This is a genomic window from Demequina sp. TMPB413, from assembly GCF_020447105.2.
Classification (GTDB): Bacteria; Actinomycetota; Actinomycetes; order Actinomycetales; family Demequinaceae; genus Demequina.
Map to the genome: position 1 here is coordinate 622,385 of NZ_CP096184.1, position 21,522 is coordinate 643,906.

The window sequence follows — 21,522 nt, forward strand, 5'->3', positions numbered from 1 at the left end:
CATGAGCAAGCACGTAGTCGTCGTTGGCGGCGGAATGGTCGCCCACCGTTTTGTGGAGGCGCTGCGAGCGCGCGACACCGAGGGCGAGTACCGCGTCACCGTGTGCGCGGAGGAGCCTCGCCGTCCCTACGACCGCGTGGCCTTGACGTCGTACTTCACCGGCCGCGATCCAGAGGACCTGGAGTTGGGCGACCGCGGCTTGTGGGACGACGATCTGGTCACCCTCAAGCGCGATCACCGCGTTACGGAGATCGACCGCGAGGCAGCGACGGTCACCGCCGCCGACGGTTCGGTCGAGCACTACGACCACCTGGTCATGGCGACGGGCACCTACGCGTGGGTGCCGCCCATCAAGGGCGCGGACCTGCCAGGGGTGTTCGTGTATCGCACCATCGACGACGTGGCGGCGATCCGCGGTTACGTGGAGAACCTGCGCGCCGAGCGCGGCGGTGTGCTGCGCGGCGCGGTCATCGGCGGCGGCCTGCTGGGGCTTGAGGCCGCCGGCGCGTTGCAGGAATTGGGCCTCACCTCGACCGTCATCCAGTCCGGCCCTCGCCTCATGGATGTGCAAGTGGACGTCGCGGGTGGCCAGGTGCTGCGACGCCTGGTCGAGGCACTCGGGGTGTCGGTCAAGGTGGGCGCGCAGACGTCGCGCATGGTGGCGGGCTCCACGGGCAGGGTCGGCTCCTTGACCTTCGCCGACGGCGGGCAGATGGCCACCGACGTGGTGATCGTGGCCACGGGAGTGCGTCCGCGCGACGAGTTGGGCGCGGCGGCCGGCCTCGCGCTGGGCGAGCGCGGCGGCATCGTGGTCGATGACTCGTGCCTCACCGAGGACCCTCACATCAGCGCGATCGGCGAGGTCGCGTGCATTCAGGGCGCGTGGATCGGGCTCATCGCGCCGGGAAACCTCATGGCGGAGATCGCCGTCGACCGGCTGCTGGGCGGGGCCTCGACTTACCCCGGCACCGACACGTCGGCGAAGCTCAAGCTGCTGGGAGTCGACGTCGCGAGCTTTGGCGACGCGTTTGCCCGCACCCCGGGCGCGTTGGAGTTGGTGTTCTCGGACCCGGTGGGCGGCGTCTACAAGAAGCTCGTGATGACGGACGACGCGCGCACCTTGCTGGGCGGGATTCTGGTGGGCGACGCGTCGGCGTATTCGAGCCTGCGCCCCATGGTGGGTGCGGAGCTGCCTGGAGATCCGGGCGCCTGGCTGCTGCCGGAGGGCGGGGGCGAGAAGCCGCAATTCGAGCTGCCAGACGCGGCCGCCGTGTGTTCGTGCAACAACGTCACCGCCGGGACGGTGCGCGCCGCCGTGAGCGAGCACGATTGCCACGACCTCAGCGCGGTCAAGGCCTGCACCAAGGCCGGCACCTCGTGCGGGTCCTGCGTGCCGCTCGTGAAGAAGCTCATGGGCGCGGAGATGGCCAAGCACGGCCTGACCGTGTCCAACGCGATGTGCGAGCACTTCGCGATGAGTCGCGCGGAACTCTTCCAGGCGGTTCAGGTGGCTGGACTCGAGACGTTCACCGAGATCATCGAGCGCTTTGGGGTGGGGCGCGGCTGTGACATCTGCAAGCCCGCGTGCGCCTCGATCCTGGCCAGCCTGTACAACAAACACGTGCTCGCGGAGGGTCGCGCGGCGCTGCAGGACACCAACGACCGCGTCATGGCGAACATGCAAAAGGACGGCACGTACTCCGTGGTGCCGCGCGTGCCTGGCGGCGAGATCACTCCCGAGAAGCTCATCGTGATCGGCGAGGTGGCCAAGGATTTCGGGCTGTACACCAAGATCACCGGCGGTCAGCGGATCGACCTGTTCGGGGCGCGGCTGGAGCAGTTGCCGGCCATCTGGGAGCGGTTGGTCAGCGCAGGCTTCGAGTCTGGCCACGCGTACGGCAAGAGCCTGCGCACCGTGAAGTCTTGCGTGGGCTCGACGTGGTGCCGTTTCGGAGTCCAGGACTCGGTGGGTATGGCCGTCGCGCTCGAGGAGCGCTATCGCGGCCTGCGCAGCCCCCACAAGATCAAGCTGGGCGTCTCCGGTTGCGCCCGCGAGTGCGCGGAGGCCCGCGGCAAGGACGTGGGCGTGATCGCGACGGAAAAGGGCTGGAACGTCTACGTGGGCGGAAACGGCGGCTTCGAGCCCCGCCACGCCCAACTCTTCGCGGAAGACCTGAGCGACGAGGACCTGATCAGAGTGATCGACCGCTACCTGATGTTCTACATCCGCACCGCCGACCGCCTCCAAAGGACTGCCCCGTGGCAGGAGGACTTCGAGGGAGGGCTGGACCGCCTCAAGGAGATCATCCTGGAGGACGCGCTCGGCATCTGCGAGGAACTCGACGCCCACATGGCCAGGCACGTGGGCACCTACGAGGACGAGTGGGCCGCGGTGCTGAAGGATCCAGAGCGACTCAAGCAGTTCTCGAGTTTTGTCAACGCGCCCGACACCGCCGACCCCTCCCTCGCCTACGTCGAGGTGCGTGGCCAGCGTCGGCCGGCGACGGAGGCAGAAAAGTCGGAGGGCGGGCCCATTCTCATCGCCCCCATGGCATTGGAGGTGCGGTCATGAACGCGATCACGCCCGCTGGCACGCTCGTCGCCGTGTGCGCTTACGACGACTTGGTCCCCGACTTGGGCGTCGCCGCGCTGGTGGATGGACGGCAGGTGGCGATCTTCCGGCTCGCGGACGGCTCGGTGCACGCCGTGCAGAACCTGTGCCCCTTCTCCGGCGCCCACGTGATGAGCCGCGGCATCACCGGCTCGCGCGGCGAGGTTCCCACGATCGCGAGCCCCGTCTACAAGCAGGTCTTCTCGCTGATCACGGGCGAATGCCTGGCCACGATGGACAAGCAGCCAGCGCCGGGCCTCGACCCCAACTTGGCGACCTACCCCGTCACCCTCGACAATGGCCAGGTGAATATCTGCCTCCCGGATGCCGCGTGAATCCGCTCGTCTCCCTCGACGTCACGGGGCGGCGCGTGGTGGTGGCCGGCGCAGGTAGCGTCGGCACCAGGCGTGCGCGTGCCCTCGTGGCCGCCGGGGCCGACGTCGTGGTGGTCTCTCCCCAGGCGACGGACGATATTGCGCAGCTCGCCAGGCACGGCGACCTCACGTGGCATGCGCGCACCGTTGCGGCGACCGACGCCGAGGGCGCCTGGCTGGTGATCGCGGCCACCGACAACCCCACCGCGAACGCCGATCTGTGCCGCTGGTGCGAAGAGCACAAGGTGTGGTGCATCAACGCGTCGGACGCCACCAGGAGCCCCGCCAGGATGGCCGCTCAGGTCGCGCACGGAGACCTCGCGCTCGGCGTCGTCTCGCTCGGCAACGCCGACCCTCGCAGGGCCGTGCGCGTGCGCGACGTGCTCTCGGCCACGATCGAGGCGGGCGAGGTGGACCTGCGCCACGTGCGCTCCCGTGCGGGGCGCGTGGTGCTCGTGGGCTCCGGGCCTGGCGCCGACGACCTCATCACCGTGCGCGGTCTGCGCTTCCTGTCCGAGGCCGACGTGGTGGTGGTCGACCGCCTGGGCGCCACCGGTCTGCTGGACCGGCTGCCGGAAGACGTCGAGGTCATCAACGTGGGCAAGTCACCGGACAACCACCCCGTGCCGCAGGCCGAGATCAACGCGCTGCTGGTGGCGCGTGCGCTCGAGGGCAAGACCGTGGTGCGCCTCAAGGGCGGCGACCCTTACGTGTTCGGCAGGGGAGGCGAGGAGGTTCACGCGTGCCTCGCCGCCGGCATCGACGTCGAGGTGGTGCCTGGCGTGACCTCCGCGCTCGCGGTGCCCGCCGCCGCGGGTATCCCGGTCACGCAGCGCGGCATCACCGCCTCCGTGCTGATCACGTCGGGTCACGCAGGCCCAGACGCTGCCGCATGCGCCGCGATGAGCGCCGGCGCCACCGTCGTCGTCCTCATGGGCGTGACGGCGCTCGGCCAGTTTGTGACGGCCGCACTCGACGGCGGCGTGGCGGGCGACACCTCCGTGGCGATCATCGAGAAAGGCACCACGTCTCACGAGCGCATCACCCGCGCGACGGTATCCACGATTGTTCGTATCGCTGAGGAAACAGGGGTGAAACCTCCGGCGATTATCGTCATAGGACAAGTCGCCCATCCCGACTTGTTGGCCTCGGAAATCGCCGCGACACGCTAAGACGGGGGGATGCCATGAGTTCCATCCCAGAGCCGCTTGCCGGTTGCGTGGTGGTCATCACCGCTGATCGCCGCAAGCGCGAGCTCGGCACCGCGCTCGAGCGTCGCGGCGCCACGGTCCGGCACGCGCCCGCGCTGTCCACCGTGCCGCACCTGGATGACGCCACGCTGGTGGCGGACACTCGCGCGCTCATCGCCAACCCGCCGGACGTGGTGGTCGCCACCACCGGGATTGGGTTTCGCGGTTGGATCGAGTCCGCGGACACCGCTGGCATCGCCGACGAGTTGGTCGAGGTGCTCTCGTCCGCGCGCCTGGTGGCGCGCGGCCCCAAGGCGCGGGGGGCGATCCAGGCGGCGGGTTTGCAGGCGGACTGGGTCGCGGAAACCGAGACGGCCGCCGAGCTGAGGGACTACCTGCTGGCGGAGGGCGTCGAGGGTCAACGCATCGCCGTCCAGCATCACGGCAACGGCTCCGACGGTCTTGACGAGGCCTTTGAAGCGGCCGGCGCCGACGTCCAGAGTCTGCTCGTCTACGGCTGGGGGCCTCCCGCCGACAGCGCGCCGCACTTGCACTGGATTGACGAGGCGGCGGCGGGCCGCGCCGACGCTGTGGTCTTCACCTCCGCTCCCGCCGCCCAGGCGTGGCTCGCGACCGCTACGGAGTTGGGTGTGTTGCCGGCTCTGCGGGCCCTCGCGTCGTCGGGAAAGTTGCTGATTTCCGCCATCGGCCCCGTGACGGCGGCTCCGCTCATCGAGGCGGGGCTCGAGACGTCCTTCCCGTCGCGGTGGCGGCTCGGCGCTCTAGTGCGGGAGTTGGTCAAGCACTTCAGCGAGTCGGTGGTGGGCGTGCCCACGCCGGACGGCCCACTGGTGCTGCGCGCGACCACCGCGGTGCTCAATGGCCGCGTGCTCGCGCTCACGCCCACCGGGCTGGAGATTCTGCGCTGCCTCGCGGCGGCCGGCGGAAACGTGGTGTCGCGCGAGCAGCTCGCGGAACTGTTGCCCAGCGAGCAGGGCAGCAGCCACGCCGTGGACGCGGCGATCAACAGGCTCAGAGAAAACTCAGGAACGCGCACACTGGTGCGCACCGTGGTGAAGCGCGGCTACGCATTGGCGGTGAGTGTGGCATGACCCAGACCCCGATCCTCATAGGTTGCGCCCATGGGACCGCGTCACCGGAGGGACAGGCGGTGGTGCGGCAGATCCTCGAGGACGTGCGCGTGGCCATGCCAGACGTAGAGGTGCGCGAGGCCTACGTGGACGTCCACGGGCCGTTCCTTGACGACGTGATCGCCGAGATCCCCGTGGGCGAGGGCCTGACCGCCGTGGTGGTGCCCCTGCTGCTGGCGAGCGGCTATCACGTCTATCACGACATCGCGAACGCCGTGGCGGAGCGCCCCGACATCATGAGCGCCGCGGCGCTCGGGCCAGACGCACGCCTGGTGGACATCGTGCGTGACCGGTTGCGCGAGGCCCACGTCCCTTCCGATGCGACCCTGGTGCTCGCAGCGGCGGGCTCCTCCGATCCGCGGTCCCAGGCGGACACCGAGGCCGCCGCCGAGAACCTGCGCGGCGCGTGGGGCGGGCCCGTGCGGGTGGGTTTTGCCGCTGGCCACGAGCCGTCCGTCGCCGACGCCGTCGCACAGGCCCACGAGTACGGCGAGGACGGCGTCGTCGCCGTCGCGTCGTTCTTGCTCGCGCCCGGAGTGTTCCAGAAGCGACTGGGCGAGGCGGGCGCCAACTACGTCACCGGGCCCCTCGCGCCGCACCCCGACTTGGTGAGCATCATCGCTGACCGTTACGGTGCCATCACCCATGGACATCTCTGACCCCTACCTCAGACAGCGCGTTCTTCCCGGCTTTGGCGACGCGGGACAGCGTGCACTCGCGGACGCGCGCGTCGCGATTGTGGGCGTGGGTGGGCTTGGTTGCCCCGTCGCGCTGTACTTGGCGGCCGCCGGCGTGGGGCACCTGACGCTCATCGACTCCGACACCGTGGCGGATTCCAATCTGCACCGCCAGATCCTCTTCAGCCCGGCCGACGTGGGGCGCGCCAAGGTCGACGCAGCCGCCTCCGCGCTGGGTCGGCTCGCGCCAGGGGTACAGGTTGCCGCCGTGCAGTCGCGGCTCACCCCTGAGAACGCCGAGGAGGCCCTCGCTAGGCACGACGTGATCGTGGACTCCACGGACACCTTCACCTCCCGCCTGACCGTCGCCGACGCTGCCGCCGCCCTTGGCATTTCCGTCGCGTGGGGTGCGGTGCAGGGCTGGTTCGGGCAGGTCACCGTGTTCGACGGCGCCGTGGGGTTGCGCGACATTTTTCCCGAGGAGCCCGCGCCCGACTTTGGGGTCTGCGACGCTGGGGGAGTGCTCGGAACTCTGTGCGGTCAGGTGGGCACCGCGATGGCTACCGAGGCCGTCAAACTCATCACCGGCATCGGCGCGCCCTTGAGCGGCGTGCTGGCAGTCATTGACGCCCGCGAGGGGCGCTGGCGCGACCTGGACGTGCGCCGCGCCGACGGGGCCGAAGGCTAGCCGTGCGCACCGCCCACGAACACGCACTGGCGGCGCTCGCGCTCGCACCCGCGCCCGTTCCCGTCGAGGCGGGCTTGAGGGACGCGCACGGCCACGTGACGGCGGCTCCAGTCACGGCGAGCGTCGACTCTCCGCCCTTCGACAACTCAGCGATGGACGGCTTCGCGGTGCAGTGGGCCGACGTTCGCTCTGCCAACCCCGACGCTCCGGTGACGCTGCCGCTCGTGGGGGAGTCGCGCGCCGGCGTCCCGTTCTCCGCGGTGCTCGCGCCTGGCAGCGCGATCCGCATCATGACGGGCGCGCCGATGCCCGCTGGCGCCGACACCGTGGTGCCGCTCGAGGTGACCTCTTCGGACGTGCATGCCGTGACCATCCAGGAGGTGCGAGACGAGGGCGCGCACGTGCGCAGGCGCGGGGAAGACGCGCGCACCGGGGACGAGGTGATCGGCAGCGGCGTCGAACTCTCCGCCCGCCACCTCGCGGCCGCAGCCGCGGTGGGCGCCGCGCGCCTGCAGGTGTTCCGTAGTCCGCGCGTCGGCATCCTGTCGACAGGAGACGAACTCGCGCCGCTGGGCGCCCCGCTCGGGCCCGGCCAGATCCACGAGTCCAACTCGGTCCTGCTCGACGGTGCGGTGCGGGCCGCAGGTGGCGTGCCAGTGCTGCTCGGCCCCGTGGGCGACACGGAGGCCGAGGTGGTGGCCGCCATTCGCCGGGACGATGTCGACCTGATCGTCACGACCGGCGGCGTCAGCGTCGGCGCTTATGACGTGATCAAGGCCGCGCTCGCGGGCCTTGGCGTGGACTTCATGACGGTCGCGATGCAGCCGGGCAAGCCGCAGGGCCTTGGCAGCGTGGACGGCATGCCGCTGTTGTGCCTGCCGGGCAACCCCGTGTCGGTGGCCGTGTCCTTCGAGCTGTTTGTGTTGCCCGTCATCCGCGCGATGCGAGGGCTTCCAGGGCAACTTGCGTGGGCGTCGGCGACGGTGTCAGAGGGCTGGTCGAGCCCTGCAGGCCGCGAGCAGTTCATGCCGGTGCGTTGGGAGGCAGGCTCTGTGGCTCGCGCGACGGGCCGCGGCGCGGGCTCTCACCTGATGGCGCGGCTGGCCCTCGCCGACGGTCTCGCGAGGGTGCCTGCCAGCGTCACGGAGGTGCGCGCAGGCGATAGCCTCGAGTTCAGGAGGTTTTCCGGATGAGCGCATTCACTCACCTTGATGCCGCAGGCCATGCGCGCATGGTGGACGTCACGCAGAAGCAGCCGACGGTGCGCAGCGCCATTGCCGAGGGCTTTGTCGAGTGCGCGCCGCATGTGGTCGCCGCGCTGAGGGACGGCTCGGTGCCCAAGGGCGACGTGCTCGCCGTGGCGCGCATCGCGGGGATCGCGGGCGCCAAGCGCACGCCTGAACTACTGCCGCTCGCCCACGTGATTGGAGTGCACGGCGTGACGGTTGATCTGGAGATCGCCGACGCTGGGGTCGCCATTCGCGCCACCGTCAGCACGGCGGATCGCACGGGAGTGGAGATGGAGGCGCTCACCGCGGTGAGCGTGGCCGCGCTCAATGTGATCGACATGGTGAAGGGGCTGGACAAGTCGACGAGCCTGCGTGACGTTCGCCTGATCGCGAAGGACGGCGGCAAGTCTGGACCTTGGCGCAGGGACGATGGCGCCGGGTCGTGAGCCCTGAGCCTGTCTCCTTCGCCGCCGTCATCGTGGCTGGCGGGGCAGGTACGCGCCTGTCTGGAGTGTCCAAGCCGGAGTTGAAGATCGCCGGGCGGACCCTCTTGGAGCGCACGCTGGACGCGTGCGAGGGCGCCTCCAACGTCGTGATCGTGGGCGGCGAGCACCTCAAGCGCGAGGGGGCGCTGTGGGCGTGTGAGGACCCTCCCGGCTCTGGGCCGGCCGCCGGTCTTGCAGCCGGGCTGAACGTGCTGGACGCCGAGGGCGACCCGTCGCCGCTGGTGCTGGTGCTCGGGACGGACACGCCGCGTGCGAGCGCTGTAGCAGGAGTATTGCTTGAGCGCATGGCCGATGACGTGGCGGAAGTATTGCTGGAGCGGATGACCGATGAGGGCGCCGACTCGGAACGCGCGGGGGTGATGGATGGAGCGTGGCTGGTGGACGCGTCGGGAAACCCGCAGCCGCTCGTGGCCGTCTACCGCAGGGACGCGATTGCCAACCGTTGCGCGTCGCACGCGGCGCCGGGCGCCTCGCTGCGGCGGGTCACGGAGGGCCTGTCGATGATCGCTGTGCCCGACGTTCACGACGCTTCCAGGGACGTGGATACTTGGGAGGACGTGGAGTACTGGGAAGGGAAGCTGTCATGAAGCAGGATCAACTCGAGACGTGGGTGACGGCGCTGAGCCAGGAACTCGACATCGACGTGACAGGACTCGACACGCAGGCCTTGCTGGACGTGGCGCGCGACGCCGCGCACTCCGTGATGCGCCCGGCGGCACCCCTTGCGACCTTCTTGGTCGGGTACGCCGCGGGAGTTGCCGGCACCGGCCTGGCGGGCGTGGAAGAGGCCTCTGCCAAGGCGTCGGCGCTTGCGCTCGATTGGCCACAGGGCGACGAATGAGCGTCACTGCCAGGCTGTTTGCTGCCGCGGCCGAGGCCGTGGGGGCTCACGAGACCGCGGTCGACGTGAGCGACGTGGCCGGACTGCGTGCGGTCCTGGGCGCCGCGAGCGAGTCTGCGGCCTCGGTGATTCCGCAGTGCGCGGTGCTGGAGGGCGGGGTGCGCAGGGACGACGACCACGTGCTGGCCGACGGTGCCAAGGTGGACGTCATGCCGCCGTTTGCAGGGGGATGATCTTTGCCGGCGGGTGCGTTGACGTGGTCATGACGAACAGCCAAATGGAACAGCGCACTGAACGCGCGGCGGTCCCGTTGGACTATGACCCGCGCGAGGACATCGAGGTAGGCGTGCTCATGGCCAACGGCCGCCTCGCGGGACGGCAGTTCGCGTCGCGCGCGGAGGCTGAGGCGTGGGCTCGTCCCGATGAGGGCGATCAGGTGGTCGAGTTCAACATCCTGTGTGAGTGCTCCTTCACGTCATGACGTCGAGCACGCAGATCACGACCGCTGACGGGTTTGTCATCGCTGTCCTACGTGACGTTCCGCTCAGGCCGGAAGCGAAAGTCGTGGGATCTCGACGCTCGACCGTCTAAGGAGCGCTAAGGCGTACCGCGACCAGCGAATCGAGTAGGCCCCACCATCCGACAAGGTACGGTGGACGCGTTCGGTCAGGTAGCGGGCGGCCCTCGCCGACTACAGTGAGGAGCTCAACGACATGCATGCACCGGGCATCCAGCGAGCACCTGTCGGGGCTGTTGGATACCTGCGCGCGGCGGGGTTTGCTGTCGCAACTGTGATGCTCGTGCTGCTGCTGAGTGGTTGCTACGTGGAGAACTCGCAAGAGAGGGCGTGGGACCGAGCGGTAGGCGATGCTGCGGGCTCGTACGCCGAGGTGCTGTCGTGCATTCAGGAATCCGCAGGAGGCGTAGGCGACGCGGAACAGCAACTTGAGCCGCTGCTGGCATGCTTCGGTGGCGAGGGGTGGCATGTCGAGCCGGGGGACAAGTCCGGCCCGTTCGGACGTGGGTCCTTTCTTCTTGAGTCAGCAGAAGGAGGCGACTCTCTTGTCCTCGAGATCCTCAGTGTGGGTATCGCGACTGCGTCGTCAGCTGGAGGCAGTGCGTCTGAGAGTGCTGCCGCCTGCTGGACCATCAGGATCGACTTGCTCAGCGGCGAGTTGGGTGAGCCCGAGCCGGTCGAGTGCGAGTCCGAAGTGCTTGAACAGGCGTCGGGCAGCGCACCCGACGTGGGACTGAAGGCGCTTCAGTCCCGGGCGCCTGAGCGCGACTCCTGACCGGCCGGTGGCCGTCGCTGAAGGCCCGAAAGCGGCCCCCGCGAGGACCTTCGAGTCGCCCCTTCGAAGCTCTCCCGAAAGTAACGTCGCGATGGCCGGATCTCACTGCGTCGACCCCGCCCGCGGGGCAAGGCAATCTGTGTTCAGCTGCATCTCCCGCCATGGTGCGCGACTTCCGAAACCGCGACCGCCGCGCTCTGTCTCCCTGCAGAGCACGGGGGTCTTCGTCTTTCAGGAATGGCACCGCTTGGGATGGCTACCAGGCCGAAGGCATTGGGCAACTGGCGCAGTTCTCTCGAAAGCCCATGTCCTCGGTTACTAGCCAGTTTCGTCCAGGAGTGCCGGTGGGGGCGGCGCTCGTCACACGGCGCGTGCCGACTCGACGAGGAACTCCATCGCGCGCGTAGCGCGTCGAACGCGATCGGCACTGATCGTGGTCGTTCCATACCCAGCGACTGTCTTGAGCTTGAGCAAGGCCTCGAGATGTTTCGCAGCCACCTTGTCTACCTTGCCCAGATGGTCGACGGCCTCCACGTGGTTCTCGCCCCGCGCATACTCGCCGAGCGCCGCGGCGCAGCGAACGTCAGCAGCCGCGATGCCTGCGTGAACGCACAGCGTGACATACGCATTTGTCACGTCCTCGGCGTCGTCAGCGAGTTCCCGCACTAACTCCGCGGCTTCGTAGAACTGCAAGGCGACCGCCATCCGACCGGCCTTCGCAGCGGCGTTGGCTCGGACTTTTCGCGGTGTCATCGCCGAGCACTCCTCGCAGTGCGGCGCAGCCAATCTGTCGGCCCTGACACCACCAGCGCGTCGGCCAGCAGCGACTCGATGATCGGGTCTCGCTTGGCGGCGCCAAGCCGCACCTCTGGTTCTGTGAGACTCAGAATGCGCAGGTCGTTCCCTGTCCACGCTGACACGTCGGCTGCGAACGCGCTGGTCAGTGTCTCCCACAGTTCGGCATCGACGCCGGGATCGACCAGAAATAGGTCGATGTCTGAATCCACGCGCATCTCGCCCCGAGCGGCCGAACCGAATAGTGCAGTCCAACGCGGCGGTGTTGGCCAAGCCTCGAGGTTCTCTTGCATGCGTTCCACCAGCGCGTCGCGCAGGCGCGCGATCGCGATCACCTGCGGCGCCGCAAGATGGCGTCGATTTAGCCGGTGACCGATGACAGAGCTCACCCGTTCGGAGTCCACGATGCCCTGCGCGCTCAGTCGACGCAGTGCCTTCCTGATCCCCTCATCCGAGCGATCAGGAAGCAGCGATTGAATTTGCCCGACGGTGAGGCTCGACTCGATTCGAGCGAGGACCGCCAAGATCTCACCGTCCAGGGTCGGCGTCAGCACCGCGAACGGACTCTGTAACTGCATGGGCCACCTCCTGTTCCCACTATAGTGTGCGGTCGCCAACTATTGTGGGTTGCGCCTCGAGTGGCAAGGTCCATGCCGTGGCCGTCGCTGTGCTCCTGCTCGTCGCGGTGCCGCCATGGGAACGTACGCGCGCGGCGAGCAACTGGTAGGTCTGTCATGGACATAGCGTCCACCGCGGGTGTGACAGGACGGGGACGCCTCCAGGGTTGCGAGGCGGGCGGCACGTCGGGCACGCGCTTTGCGCCCTTTTCCGTCAGGCTCATCTGGCCGCGCACCGGACTGGCGCGCGCTCCTGGCGCAGCGCGCGAAGCGCCGCATTGACTTCGCTATCTGTGCAATAGCCTTGCAAAGTGTCGACGCCCTCCGAGGAACTCCTTTCACGGTGCGTGCGGCCGTACTACCTGGCGATGATGGGTTCGAACGCCGCTTCGCATGAGGTGCCATACGACGCACTAGGAGAGCTCGCCGCTCTGACCGCGGACGAGGACGTCGAAGTCCTCCTCGGCTCACATTGGCGGGCTCGCGTGATGGGGGCATGGCTCAGCGCTGGCAGGACGAGCGCTTCCATTAACGGCGCGCTCCTTCGAAGTCTCGAGACCTCGCAGGGATTGCTGACGTCTACGCCGCTAGCCGCAGTTGCGGTGGTGAACTCCGGTGAAGCTGCAGTCCCCGCCCTAGAGGCCTATCTGGATGCTCACGTGCAGCACAACTGGGGTAGGCCCGGCGTCATTGTGGCCGCGCTTGAATACGTCGGTGGAGCTGTCGATGGATTGTCGGCCGGCGGGGATGAGCGTGCCACCCTGGCTGCCATGGTTGCAGTCGCAGAGCGAGTGGGAGCCTTGAACGCGAACGGGTGACGCAGGCGACTGAATCGGACCACGATCATCGGGTGTGCCTCAACCGTGCAGCGCAGACTTGATCGCGATGGGAGGAACCATGATCGCCGAACTCAATCGCATGGTCGATGCTATCGAGGACCGCCTCGAAGAAGACATCGATGTGCCCTCGATCGCAAGCAGTTTGGGGACCACGGAGTACCACCTGCGCCGCATGTTCTCGTCGCTGGCGGGCATGCCGTTGTCGGAGTATGTCAGGAGACGACGGATGACAGTGGCGGCGGCAGGCATCACCGCGGGCGACCACATGCTCGGAATCGCTGTCCGGTTCGGATATGGCTCTGAAGAGGCGTTCGGAAGGGCATTCCGCGCTGTGCACGGCGTCAGGCCCGCTGACGCGCGACGCAACGGTGGCCCCCTCCTGTCACAACCGAAGATCAGGTTTCGCCTGACAGTTGAAGGGAGCAACACCATGGAAACGCGCATCGTCGAACACCCTGCATTCCGCCTTGTCGGCCACGCGGCACGTGTGCCACTCGTCCACAGGGGCGTGAACCCACACATCCAGGCGCACGTCGCGGCGTTGCCTGCAGCGGAGCACCAGCGCCTTAAGGCGCTGGGGGATACCGAGCCGGTTGGCTTGCTTCAGGTCAGTGCCGACGTCGATCCCGACTACACCGAGGGCAGTGAACTCACGTACCTGCACGGCGTGGCCCTCGACGCGGATACCGCCGTTCCCGAGGACCTCGACGCGATCGAAGTACCGGAAGGTTCCTGGGCAGTGTTTCGCACCTCGGGCCCCTATCCGGACGCGTTGCAGGAGACGTGGGCCGCCACTGCCAGCGACTGGTTCCCCTCGAATCCGTGGCGGCTGCGACCCGGCCCGTCAATCGTGTCGGTCCTGGAACGCGCCGATGACTTCAGCACGGCAACCACAGAACTGTGGATGCCCGTCGAACGTCAGTAGACGCTGCGCACCGCCTAGGCCGTCTGTTCCGACAACGCCGCGGCGATCAGGTTCGCGACGGCGACGGTCTTGTCGAGACCCTCGCGGTCGCTTGATGCCCTCGACGCCAGCAGCACGAACGATCGTTCGGTCTGGAATCTGACGTCGATGCCAGGGAACGCAAGGTAGCCGCGGGCGTCGGTGGCACCGTCGACGACAATGGGCTGCTCCTCGGGTGGGCGTCGATTCTCCTGGTCGTCCTGGGCCCCGCCGACCGCCATCGTCCGGTGGTCGGCGAGCGGGAGGATGTAGATCTCAAGCACAGTGCCGACATCTGTTTGGTAGGCGCACAGGTGCTCGTCTTGGTTGCCAAAGTCAGACTCGTAGTGCTGCGTGACATCGAGGCCGAGCGCTGCCCCGACAGCGTCGTCGCTTATCAGGCAGGGCGAGAAGCGCGCGACCGTGGCGGAACCCCTGGTTGCTTGCGGGGCCGCCGTCGATGAGGCCGTGGGTTCCGATGCGGTCGGTGCGTCCGGGGCTGGAGACGTTGGCGGGTCGGGTGTGGGTGCACTGGAGCATGCGGCTGCCGACAGTGCAACGATCACCGCCGTGGCTGCGCTTCGGACGCCCCGCCGCACAGTCCGTGGAGTGGCTCGCGCCGGCTTCGATGTGTCCACTACGTGGCACGCGCCCGGTCGTAGATCATGGCAGTCGGCCCCCCCCGTTCGGCTATCACCGACGTTACACCGCTCGGTGGTTCCCGGACGCTGCGACTGAGCACTCCTCAGTGTTCCCGCTGTCAGTTGCGCGCTGCGTCCTTCACCAGGTCGACCACGTCCTCCCACGTGCCCGTGCCGCGAGTGACGACCTCGGTCGCGACGGGATCGAGCACTGCTTGCACATTGTCGTTGATGGTGGTGACCACCGACAGGTCGGAGAATGTCGCGTAGTAGTCCTCGACGCCAGAGTGCACCACGAACACGAGGACTTCCTCGCTGGGCATCGTCGACTTCATGGACGCCACGGACACAGTTGGTTCGCGAGGCATGATGACCTTGATGGTGTCGCCCGGGAAGCTGCCCTCGACCACCTCGGCGATCGTGATCTCGAGTGCGACGATGGGGAAGTCGTCGCCGGCATAGGCGGGGTTGTCAATCGGCCCTTCCTCGATGTCGGTGACAACTCCCCGGACGACCACCTCGGAGCGGTCAACCAGTTCGGCCACGGAGGTCGGCTGATTGGCCTCGAGCCCGTCGATCGACGTCGCGCCCCAGAAGTCCGGGGACCCTGGCGAAGAGCACGCGGCCAAGAGGAGGGCGATGCTCACAGCGATGGCGCCATGCTTGACACGAGACATACGGACATCCCTTCCCCTCATGATGCTTAGTACCACCCGTTGATCGGGACGTCCACACGAGGTCTTGGCCCGGCGGCCATCAGAACCAGATCGACTCAGGCAAGCAAGCCGGACTGCCGCCATTTCAACTCTTCGCTTGTGCGTGCTGGAGGGCGCCTTGGTCCAAGCCCTAGGGTCACTGCCGGGCCGAAACCGATGGCGCCACGCAACGGTTGGTGATCGGCTCGCGTTGGGAATGGCCGCCTCGCAGCGGGAGTGGAGGATGGAGCGACTAGCGGTTCAAACGCGCGCGAATGCGACGCATCGCCGATCGGAACCGACTCTCTGTGGCGGCTCTCGCCGAGAAACCATTGACCAATTCGGGCCAGAGTCGGTCCGGCAGGGGGTCGCCAGCAAGCAGACTCATTGCCATCTCGTGAGCCGCGTCGTCCAAAACTTGCACGTCGGCGCCGGCGTACTCCTCGATGTCGTATGCGTCATCGAGTTCGACAAGTGGTTGGAGTCGCGCTGCTCCGTCATGGCCGATAGTTGAGTGTGCCCAGGCGCACAAGTCGCGGGCCGAGAGTTCGCCGTCGAGCAGGCGCTTGCCCATGACGCGTGTTGCAGCGATCTGCATCTCATCGCGATCGGGCCCAGGATAGGGGATGTTGAGTTCCTCGAACGTGGCCTCCACCACCGGGCGTATCGTCCAGTAAGACTCCTTGCCCGTGAATCCGGCGACCTCGAAAAGTGACGGCGAGTCAACTCCTGCCACAACAGCGTTCACGGCCGCAGAAATGACCGCAGCGGCCCCGCTAGATTCCCTGACCTCCCACAGCGCCACTGCGTCGAACAGTGCTGAGGTTTCAGTGCTTTCGGTCACGGCGCATCCCCGTCCGTGGTGAGTTGACGTGCGTCTCCAAGCCGAGATCAGCGAGGCGCTTCGTGGTGGCCATGTGGCCAACGCTAGCTCTTCGCCTGGCGCCGTCCGTTGGCGACGCGGGTACAGATGCGAATGGAGCCCGTGGCTGTCAGAGGATTTCCATGGCGGGCAGGTTCACCGACGGGTCGAAGGGGAATGCAGCCCAGTCCGCATCCGTCGCGACTGATACGCGATTGTCTGACCGCACGTGCTCGATGAAGTATTGGTTCTCCGGCAGCCTTGGACGGCCATAGTAGAACCAAGTCCATCGCACTTCGCTCGCGGAAGCAATCGAGAACTCGGTCTCAGATACGGACGCCGACGTTGGGTTCCGTATCTCGAGTGTCTCCCCTCCGTCGAAAACCAAGACCAGGGTGGCCCGATCGGGGGAGGTGTGCGCTGAACAAACCCGGTGAATGTTGTCGTACGGTCGACCGAAGAAGTCCCCATATACCCGTAGAGACCCCGTCTTGATGTGTGGAATGGCCCTATTGATCTTGGCGGCGATTCGCGACGCGGCGGTCATTCTGTCAGCCTAGCGATCCACCAGGGCGCGCTTCCGGAGGCATTACCGACGCCGGCAACCCGGCCTGTCGCGGATCCGCCGCGAGCGGAAGCACTGGAAGGCGCCCGTGGAGAACGCGCTTGGACATCGCCCGGTGCTCAGGGAGCGGGACAGCACCGAGTCGCGGACACGTCGGGGCGCAGGCGGTGTGGGAAGCGTGGTCTGGGGCCGTGGTCGAGCAAGATTGAAGGCATGACGCAGGCCGCGGCACTCAATTGGTACTCAGTGCGGTGTGTTTTCATAGGTCGTCCGCCCGACAGACCTCATTACATCTATGAGGAACGCATCACCGTATGGCAGGCTCCTTCGCCTGAAGCTGCGATTGCGAAGGCAGAAGAAGAGGCCGAGCAGTACGTTGAAGTCTTCGAGAACGACACCTACGTTGGCATGGCTCAGTGTTACTGGATGTACGACGAGTTGCGTGATGGCGCCGAGGTGTTCTCATTGATGCGCGACTCCACGCTCGAGCCAGATGAGTACGTTAAGACGTTCTTTCGCACCGGCGCAGAGCATGAAGGCGACGTGTCTGAATCGCCGGAACCGTGAGCCTCTGCCCCGCAGTCAGTTGCTTCAGAGCATCTCAGGCCATGGGTGCCTTGGCGGGATGCTCAATGAGGTGTGATGCTGCGCATCCATGGGACATGGCGCGCTAACTGACACATCCAAGCCGACCCGTGTCGAGCCTGCGAGACTATGCGGCCCCTAGGCCCAGCGGCTCGATGCGTTCCAGGTCGAGGCTCTGGCGAGCGACCCACAGGTCGTGCGCGTCCTGCATCGCCAACCAACTTTCGGCGCTGCGGCCGAGCGCCTTCGACAGGCGGAGCGCCATCTCTGGGCTCACTCGGTTGCTGCCGTTGAGGACGCGGCTCAGCGTCGACGGCGCGACGCCGAGGTGCTTTGCGAGCGCCCGTCCGGTAACACCAAAGGGCTCGAGGTAGACACCGGTGATGAACTCGCCCGGGTGCGGGGGATTGTGCATCGGAGTCAGCGCATCCATCAGTGGTAGTCCTCGTAGTCCAGGACGTACGCGTTCCCATCGCGGAACTCGAACGTCAGTCTCCAGTTCCCGCTGACCATTACTGACCAGCGGTTAGCCATCGCGCCCTTCAGGGGGTGGAGTCCAAAGCCGGGGATGTCCATATCCTCCACAGCTTGCGCGGTGTCGAGCGCCGCGAGCTGCAGACGTAGTCGCTTCGCATGGTGAGGTTGGACGCCGGCGTGGCTCCCTTTCTCGAAGAGCATGCGCAAGCCCTTGTGTTGGAAGGACTTGATCACGAAGCAAGTGTAGCGTGTTGCGCAATACGCAACATTACAGAGGGGTGCATCGGCACGCTCGCGCGGCGAATAGTTGGTAGGTCGGTCATGGACCTATCGTCCACCGCGGGTATGACAAGACAACAAAACGTCCGGGCAGCTGCCACGCCCCCAGAGTCACGGCGCCGCCGTGACCTCAAGCACGCCCTTAGCGCCCTTCTCCGCCAGGCTCATCTTGTGGTTCACGATCGCGTAGTGCCCGGCCTCCGGCGGCACGAACTCCACGAAGCCGCCCTGCGCCGCGAGCAGCGGCAGCACCTGGGCGCCGGTCACGCCCTGCGTGATCCCGTCGGTCGAGGCGCCGCGATAGACGGAGTAGGAGCCCTCGTTCCACACCGTGTCGAACTGGGTGCCCACCACGTGGAATGAGAGGTCCGCGTTGGGGCCCGCATCGAGCACCCACATGCGCACCCGCTCGCCGGCGACGGCCGTCAGCGGGTGAGCCGCGTACTGGAACGCCCGCCCGTTGAACGCGACCACGTCGGGCTGCACCGCGGCGGCCTTGGTGGGGGACGTGGTGCCGCCCTCGCTTCCCAGGTACATCTCCGACTGGATCAGCACGTATTGGCGGTCCACCGGCTCCAGGCCGTCGGGCTCGATCACCACGGCGCCGAACATGCCGTTCGCGATGTGCTGCGTCATCGGCATGGTGCCGCAGTGATACATCCAGATGCCCGCGCGCCCGGCCGTGAACTCATACACGAGCGATTCGCCAGGTTCGATGGTGCGCATCGGGCCGTCCGGAGCCAACTCGCCCGCGTGGAAGTCGATCGAGTGGCCCATCGTGCCCGCGTTCACCAAGGTGATGCGGAAGGTGTCGCCGACGCGTCCGTGCAGGGTGGGGCCCGGCGACGTGCCGTTGTAGGTCCAGATCGCGCGCGTCACACCGTCCGCGACCGTCTCCGTGGACTCGGTGACGGTGAAGGTGTACTCGCGGAGGGTCTCGTCGGTGAGGGGCTGGAGTTCGGCTGGCATGGGCTCGGCGTCCTTGGCGGCGGCCAGCAGGTCCACCATCGACGGTGCAGCGACTTCAGGCCCCGTCGAGCCATCACCGGACATCATGCCTGGCATATCGCGCGGCGCGGCCGCGGCGTCGTCCGTTGTCCCAGCGTCGTCCGAAGCGCCAGCGGCACCCAAAGCGACGACGTCAAGCTCCATGCCCATGGCGCGATGCCCGGCGAGCGAGCACCAGCCCTCCATGCTGGAGCCGATCACGCCGGCATCAAGCACGGCCGTGTCGCCCGGCGCGATGGAGCCGGTCTCGGTGCCGTTCGCGAGCACCAGGTCGTGGCGCTGGTCGCCGGTGTTGTCGAAGGTGATGAGCAGGCGGTCGCCCGCGGGCACCTCGATGGTGTCGGGGGTGAAGGACATGCCGTCGACGCCAACGGTGACCTCGGTGGTGTTGCCGGTGGGCTCGACGGCGGCAGCCAGCCCAGGCGCGGTGGCGGCCTCCGTGCGGGCGGGGTCGGCCAGCACCATGGCGCCGAACGTGATGACGCCCACGGCGAGCACCGCGATGAGTGCCTGCGCCCGCCTGGGGATGACGGGCGCAGGCACGATGGGGGCGCCGACGGTGGCGTCGGCTGGTGGGGGAGACGCGGGTGGCGTGAGGGTCACAGGAGGCTCCTGGGGTTGGTCTCGGGGCTTTGCGGAGCGCTGCCGCCTGGGGCGACGACGATGGGTGCAGCGAGCGGGACGGCGCCACCTGCCGCGCGCCTGGCCTTGGCTTGGCGGGCACCGGCGACGGCCATGAGGACGATGTCTGCGGCAAAGGTCGCGGCGACGGCTGCCCACCAGGCCCAGCGGGCGTCGGCGCCAATCCCGGTGGTCGCGACCAGCAACGCGATGCTGACGGTCCGCACGGTGAGGCGCGCGGTGGAGGCGGTCTCGAGCGCCGCGATGCCCACGCGCACGGTTGCGGCGCCGCCGCCCACCACCACGGGCAGCAGGTAGGTCAGGGCACCCACAAAGATCTGGGCGGGGCCGGCGACGCCGATGACGGGGATCCAGGCCATGACGGCGTCGCGGGCGGAGGTCGGGTCCTCGGCGCGGGCGATGAGGGCAGCGATGATCAGCAGCCCGGCGCCGGTCCAGGCGATGCCGCCCACGAGCGTCCAGGCGGCGTGCTCGCGCGGGCCCTTGGCGATCATGACGCGGGCCAGCGGCAGGCCGATCCACACGCCGAGCCCCACGGCGTAGGCGGCGAGCAGCGCGCCCGTGGCGGGCATCCATCCGAGCGCGGCGGTGGTGCCTGCTCCCGCGACGGCGGCCGCGAGCCAGGGCAGGCCGCGCACGGCGGTGGCCGAGGCGTCGCCTTCCATGCGCGTGCGCAGCACCGTGGGGCCGAGTGTGACGAGGGTGCCGGCGATGGTGAGGCCCAGCCAGCCGCCCACCATGGTGATGGAGTGGGCGAGCGTGAGGCCGTCGCGCGCGTCGAGTAGCCACGCGGGGGCGCTGGGGTCCAGCAGGGCGACGGTGAGGAAGCCCGCGATGGTGCAGCCGATCACGAACATCGCGGAGGCGGCCACGTAGAAGCGGAGCAGCGGGGCGTGGCGCCCGCCGAGCGCGTGCTTGGCGGCCAGCAGGATGGCAAGGCCGTGCCACGCGACCACGGCGCCCAGCGCCGCGGCGAAGGCGATGACCAGCGCGGGGGTGCCGATCCACATGCCCGCGATGAGTGCCACCAGGCTGGCGTTGAAGGCGAGCGAGCGGATGAGGGCGTCGCGGCCCGAGCGCTGGTCGTTGGGCGGCAGGCGCAGCAGTCCGCGCGCGAAGTACCAGCTCCACTGCAGGATCGCGTTGGTGAGCACGCCCAGCGTGACCAGGTGGATGGTGGTCCACCAGGTCTGCGGCAGGGCGTCGCGGGTGGCGATCGCGGTGACGGCGGCGGCCAGGGCGAGCAGCATCCAGATGGTGGTGAGGCGGTCGGTGCGCGGGCGGCGTGAGCGAGGGCGTCCTGTCGTGGCGCGTTCCTTGGTGGGGCGTTCCTTCGTGGGGCGCTGTTCGGTGTTCTGCGCGGCCATAAGCCCTCCGTCCCAGTTGATTTGAGAGGATAAGGCTACTCTTTAATCATGAGGATCGATGAGGACGCACGTCCCGGCGCTGGGCGGGTGCTCGCGGCGATGCGCGACGCGGGTGCTGGGGTGACGGCCGCCGAGCTTGGCTCGCGCCTCGGTCTGCACGTCACCACGGTGCGGTTTCACCTGGACCGGTTGGCGGCCGACGGTCTTGTTGCGGGCCATGCCATTCCTTCCAGGGGCCGCGGCCGGCCGCGCATGGTCTACCAGGCGGTTCGCGTGCCCGACGCTCGGGCGGGGATGCTCGCGGCGCTTGCCGACGCTGCTGCTGGGGATGGTGCGGTGGCGGAGCGCGCGCAACGCGCGGGGGAGCGGTGGGCGGAGGGTCTGGATGTTGAAGGTCTCGATCCAGTGGCCGCACTCGCGGCGGTGTTCACGGAACTGGGATTCGCGCCCGCGTCGATTGAAGGCGGTCTCGCGCTCCAGGCGTGTCCGTTCCTCGAGGACGCGCGCCGCCACCCGGAGGTGGTGTGCGGGGTGCACAGGGGGCTGGCGGTGGGAATTGCGCGGCGAGCGGGCGCGTCAGTGGAACTCAGACCGTTCCAGGGCGATATTTGCAGACTTGCGATTGCCTAGTCGCGACAGGGGCGCTAC

The 21,522-nt window shown here is 68.0% G+C and carries 27 protein-coding genes; 17 read left to right on the forward strand and 10 right to left on the reverse strand.

The genetic code is table 11. From position 1 onward, the window contains the following. Position 1: 1 nt before the first annotated feature. The 13 genes from nirB to LGT36_RS03020 all read left to right on the forward strand — a co-directional run bounded on the left by nirB (position 2) and on the right by LGT36_RS03020 (position 10,559). Complete coding sequence (nirB, locus tag LGT36_RS02960) at positions 2 to 2,572, forward strand: nitrite reductase large subunit NirB (protein WP_226096879.1); 2,571 nt, start codon at positions 2 to 4, stop codon at positions 2,570 to 2,572. Then, positions 2,569 to 2,946, forward strand: coding sequence for a nitrite reductase small subunit NirD (nirD, locus tag LGT36_RS02965; protein ID WP_226096878.1), 378 nt, complete (start codon positions 2,569 to 2,571; stop codon positions 2,944 to 2,946). Before nirB ends, nirD begins: the two co-directional genes overlap by 4 nt. Further along, entirely contained in the window at positions 2,943 to 4,157 is a 1,215-nt protein-coding gene (gene cobA / locus LGT36_RS02970; protein ID WP_226096877.1) for a uroporphyrinogen-III C-methyltransferase, read from the forward strand. Before nirD ends, cobA begins: the two co-directional genes overlap by 4 nt. Positions 4,158 to 4,171: 14 nt before the next feature. After that, on the forward strand, positions 4,172 to 5,287 hold the full coding sequence (locus tag LGT36_RS02975) for a uroporphyrinogen-III synthase (RefSeq protein ID WP_226096876.1): 1,116 nt from the start codon (positions 4,172 to 4,174) through the stop codon (positions 5,285 to 5,287). Next, positions 5,284 to 5,985, forward strand: coding sequence for a sirohydrochlorin chelatase (locus tag LGT36_RS02980; protein ID WP_226264516.1), 702 nt, complete (start codon positions 5,284 to 5,286; stop codon positions 5,983 to 5,985). Before LGT36_RS02975 ends, LGT36_RS02980 begins: the two co-directional genes overlap by 4 nt. Next, a complete protein-coding gene (locus LGT36_RS02985) occupies positions 5,972 to 6,691 on the forward strand; it encodes a HesA/MoeB/ThiF family protein (RefSeq protein ID WP_226095360.1) in 720 nt (239 codons plus the stop codon). Before LGT36_RS02980 ends, LGT36_RS02985 begins: the two co-directional genes overlap by 14 nt. Positions 6,692 to 6,693: 2 nt before the next feature. Then, entirely contained in the window at positions 6,694 to 7,884 is a 1,191-nt protein-coding gene (gene glp, locus LGT36_RS02990) for a gephyrin-like molybdotransferase Glp (protein WP_226095361.1), read from the forward strand. Then, a complete protein-coding gene (gene moaC / locus LGT36_RS02995; RefSeq protein ID WP_226095362.1) occupies positions 7,881 to 8,366 on the forward strand; it encodes a cyclic pyranopterin monophosphate synthase MoaC in 486 nt (161 codons plus the stop codon). The genes glp and moaC overlap by 4 nt, the downstream gene beginning before the upstream one ends. Then, positions 8,363 to 9,013 (forward strand): molybdenum cofactor guanylyltransferase, encoded by a 651-nt coding sequence (locus LGT36_RS03000; RefSeq protein WP_226095363.1) that lies wholly within the window; start codon positions 8,363 to 8,365, stop codon positions 9,011 to 9,013. Before moaC ends, LGT36_RS03000 begins: the two co-directional genes overlap by 4 nt. After that, complete coding sequence (locus LGT36_RS03005; protein ID WP_226095364.1) at positions 9,010 to 9,267, forward strand: DUF6457 domain-containing protein; 258 nt, start codon at positions 9,010 to 9,012, stop codon at positions 9,265 to 9,267. Before LGT36_RS03000 ends, LGT36_RS03005 begins: the two co-directional genes overlap by 4 nt. After that, positions 9,264 to 9,500: a MoaD/ThiS family protein gene (locus LGT36_RS03010; RefSeq protein WP_226095365.1), complete on the forward strand. Its 237-nt coding sequence runs from the start codon at positions 9,264 to 9,266 to the stop codon at positions 9,498 to 9,500. Before LGT36_RS03005 ends, LGT36_RS03010 begins: the two co-directional genes overlap by 4 nt. A gap of 29 nt (positions 9,501 to 9,529) precedes the next feature. Then, positions 9,530 to 9,748, forward strand: coding sequence for a hypothetical protein (locus LGT36_RS03015; protein ID WP_226095366.1), 219 nt, complete (start codon positions 9,530 to 9,532; stop codon positions 9,746 to 9,748). 232 nt (positions 9,749 to 9,980) lie between these two features. Continuing rightward, positions 9,981 to 10,559, forward strand: a complete 579-nt coding sequence (locus tag LGT36_RS03020; RefSeq protein ID WP_226095367.1) for a hypothetical protein — start codon at positions 9,981 to 9,983, stop codon at positions 10,557 to 10,559. Positions 10,560 to 10,919: 360 nt separating this feature from the next. On the opposite strand, the gene LGT36_RS03025 is transcribed toward LGT36_RS03020, so the two are convergent. Both LGT36_RS03025 and LGT36_RS03030 read right to left on the reverse strand, forming a co-directional pair. Next, entirely contained in the window at positions 10,920 to 11,312 is a 393-nt protein-coding gene (locus LGT36_RS03025; protein ID WP_226095368.1) for a hypothetical protein, read from the reverse strand. Continuing rightward, entirely contained in the window at positions 11,309 to 11,932 is a 624-nt protein-coding gene (locus tag LGT36_RS03030) for a nucleotidyltransferase domain-containing protein (protein ID WP_226095369.1), read from the reverse strand. Before LGT36_RS03030 ends, LGT36_RS03025 begins: the two co-directional genes overlap by 4 nt. Positions 11,933 to 12,282: 350 nt before the next feature. On the opposite strand from LGT36_RS03030, the gene LGT36_RS03035 reads away from it, so the two are divergent. Then, positions 12,283 to 12,789, forward strand: coding sequence for a DUF6000 family protein (locus LGT36_RS03035; RefSeq protein ID WP_226095370.1), 507 nt, complete (start codon positions 12,283 to 12,285; stop codon positions 12,787 to 12,789). A gap of 79 nt (positions 12,790 to 12,868) precedes the next feature. Then, positions 12,869 to 13,735: an AraC family transcriptional regulator gene (locus LGT36_RS03040; protein ID WP_226095371.1), complete on the forward strand. Its 867-nt coding sequence runs from the start codon at positions 12,869 to 12,871 to the stop codon at positions 13,733 to 13,735. A gap of 14 nt (positions 13,736 to 13,749) precedes the next feature. On the opposite strand, the gene LGT36_RS03045 is transcribed toward LGT36_RS03040, so the two are convergent. From LGT36_RS03045 to LGT36_RS03060, 4 genes are all read right to left on the reverse strand, one after another. Continuing rightward, on the reverse strand, positions 13,750 to 14,319 hold the full coding sequence (locus tag LGT36_RS03045; RefSeq protein WP_226095372.1) for a hypothetical protein: 570 nt from the start codon (positions 14,317 to 14,319) through the stop codon (positions 13,750 to 13,752). Positions 14,320 to 14,513: 194 nt separating this feature from the next. Continuing rightward, complete coding sequence (locus tag LGT36_RS03050) at positions 14,514 to 15,071, reverse strand: hypothetical protein (protein WP_226095656.1); 558 nt, start codon at positions 15,069 to 15,071, stop codon at positions 14,514 to 14,516. 271 nt (positions 15,072 to 15,342) lie between these two features. Next, on the reverse strand, positions 15,343 to 15,933 hold the full coding sequence (locus LGT36_RS03055) for a hypothetical protein (protein ID WP_226095655.1): 591 nt from the start codon (positions 15,931 to 15,933) through the stop codon (positions 15,343 to 15,345). Between the two features lie 148 nt (positions 15,934 to 16,081). Further along, the gene (locus tag LGT36_RS03060; RefSeq protein ID WP_226095654.1) at positions 16,082 to 16,498 is read right to left on the reverse strand and encodes a hypothetical protein; all 417 of its coding nucleotides are present in this window, start codon (positions 16,496 to 16,498) and stop codon (positions 16,082 to 16,084) included. A gap of 231 nt (positions 16,499 to 16,729) precedes the next feature. On the opposite strand from LGT36_RS03060, the gene LGT36_RS03065 reads away from it, so the two are divergent. Further along, entirely contained in the window at positions 16,730 to 17,083 is a 354-nt protein-coding gene (locus LGT36_RS03065; RefSeq protein ID WP_226095653.1) for a DUF4288 domain-containing protein, read from the forward strand. 145 nt (positions 17,084 to 17,228) lie between these two features. On the opposite strand, the gene LGT36_RS03070 is transcribed toward LGT36_RS03065, so the two are convergent. From LGT36_RS03070 to LGT36_RS03085, 4 genes are all read right to left on the reverse strand, one after another. Further along, positions 17,229 to 17,534 (reverse strand): HigA family addiction module antitoxin, encoded by a 306-nt coding sequence (locus tag LGT36_RS03070; protein WP_226095652.1) that lies wholly within the window; start codon positions 17,532 to 17,534, stop codon positions 17,229 to 17,231. Beyond that, a complete protein-coding gene (locus LGT36_RS03075; RefSeq protein WP_226095651.1) occupies positions 17,534 to 17,812 on the reverse strand; it encodes a type II toxin-antitoxin system RelE/ParE family toxin in 279 nt (92 codons plus the stop codon). The genes LGT36_RS03070 and LGT36_RS03075 overlap by 1 nt, the downstream gene beginning before the upstream one ends. Positions 17,813 to 17,968: 156 nt before the next feature. Continuing rightward, positions 17,969 to 19,468: a multicopper oxidase domain-containing protein gene (locus LGT36_RS03080; protein WP_226095650.1), complete on the reverse strand. Its 1,500-nt coding sequence runs from the start codon at positions 19,466 to 19,468 to the stop codon at positions 17,969 to 17,971. Beyond that, positions 19,465 to 20,874, reverse strand: coding sequence for a hypothetical protein (locus LGT36_RS03085; RefSeq protein ID WP_226095649.1), 1,410 nt, complete (start codon positions 20,872 to 20,874; stop codon positions 19,465 to 19,467). The genes LGT36_RS03080 and LGT36_RS03085 overlap by 4 nt, the downstream gene beginning before the upstream one ends. Positions 20,875 to 20,922: 48 nt before the next feature. On the opposite strand from LGT36_RS03085, the gene LGT36_RS03090 reads away from it, so the two are divergent. Next, positions 20,923 to 21,504: a metalloregulator ArsR/SmtB family transcription factor gene (locus LGT36_RS03090; protein WP_226095648.1), complete on the forward strand. Its 582-nt coding sequence runs from the start codon at positions 20,923 to 20,925 to the stop codon at positions 21,502 to 21,504. Positions 21,505 to 21,522 lie beyond the last annotated feature (18 nt).

Excerpts from the sequence above, each read along its gene's own strand:
- LGT36_RS03040 (WP_226095371.1), top strand. The coding sequence starts at position 12,869 with ATGATCGCCGAACTCAATCGCATGGTCGATGCTATCGAGGACCGCCTC.
- LGT36_RS03025 (WP_226095368.1), bottom strand. The coding sequence starts at position 11,312 with ATGACACCGCGAAAAGTCCGAGCCAACGCCGCTGCGAAGGCCGGTCGG.
- moaC (WP_226095362.1), top strand. The coding sequence starts at position 7,881 with ATGAGCGCATTCACTCACCTTGATGCCGCAGGCCATGCGCGCATGGTG.
- LGT36_RS03050 (WP_226095656.1), bottom strand. The coding sequence starts at position 15,071 with ATGTCTCGTGTCAAGCATGGCGCCATCGCTGTGAGCATCGCCCTCCTC.
- LGT36_RS03015 (WP_226095366.1), top strand. The coding sequence starts at position 9,530 with ATGACGAACAGCCAAATGGAACAGCGCACTGAACGCGCGGCGGTCCCG.
- LGT36_RS03030 (WP_226095369.1), bottom strand. The coding sequence starts at position 11,932 with ATGCAGTTACAGAGTCCGTTCGCGGTGCTGACGCCGACCCTGGACGGT.
- LGT36_RS02985 (WP_226095360.1), top strand. The coding sequence starts at position 5,972 with ATGGACATCTCTGACCCCTACCTCAGACAGCGCGTTCTTCCCGGCTTT.
- LGT36_RS03020 (WP_226095367.1), top strand. The coding sequence starts at position 9,981 with ATGCATGCACCGGGCATCCAGCGAGCACCTGTCGGGGCTGTTGGATAC.
- LGT36_RS03065 (WP_226095653.1), top strand. The coding sequence starts at position 16,730 with ATGACGCAGGCCGCGGCACTCAATTGGTACTCAGTGCGGTGTGTTTTC.
- LGT36_RS03070 (WP_226095652.1), bottom strand. The coding sequence starts at position 17,534 with ATGGATGCGCTGACTCCGATGCACAATCCCCCGCACCCGGGCGAGTTC.
- LGT36_RS03010 (WP_226095365.1), top strand. The coding sequence starts at position 9,264 with ATGAGCGTCACTGCCAGGCTGTTTGCTGCCGCGGCCGAGGCCGTGGGG.
- LGT36_RS03005 (WP_226095364.1), top strand. The coding sequence starts at position 9,010 with ATGAAGCAGGATCAACTCGAGACGTGGGTGACGGCGCTGAGCCAGGAA.
- nirB (WP_226096879.1), top strand. The coding sequence starts at position 2 with ATGAGCAAGCACGTAGTCGTCGTTGGCGGCGGAATGGTCGCCCACCGT.
- LGT36_RS03085 (WP_226095649.1), bottom strand. The coding sequence starts at position 20,874 with ATGGCCGCGCAGAACACCGAACAGCGCCCCACGAAGGAACGCCCCACC.
- LGT36_RS02980 (WP_226264516.1), top strand. The coding sequence starts at position 5,284 with ATGACCCAGACCCCGATCCTCATAGGTTGCGCCCATGGGACCGCGTCA.
- LGT36_RS03060 (WP_226095654.1), bottom strand. The coding sequence starts at position 16,498 with ATGACCGCCGCGTCGCGAATCGCCGCCAAGATCAATAGGGCCATTCCA.
- nirD (WP_226096878.1), top strand. The coding sequence starts at position 2,569 with ATGAACGCGATCACGCCCGCTGGCACGCTCGTCGCCGTGTGCGCTTAC.
- LGT36_RS03090 (WP_226095648.1), top strand. The coding sequence starts at position 20,923 with ATGAGGATCGATGAGGACGCACGTCCCGGCGCTGGGCGGGTGCTCGCG.
- LGT36_RS02975 (WP_226096876.1), top strand. The coding sequence starts at position 4,172 with ATGAGTTCCATCCCAGAGCCGCTTGCCGGTTGCGTGGTGGTCATCACC.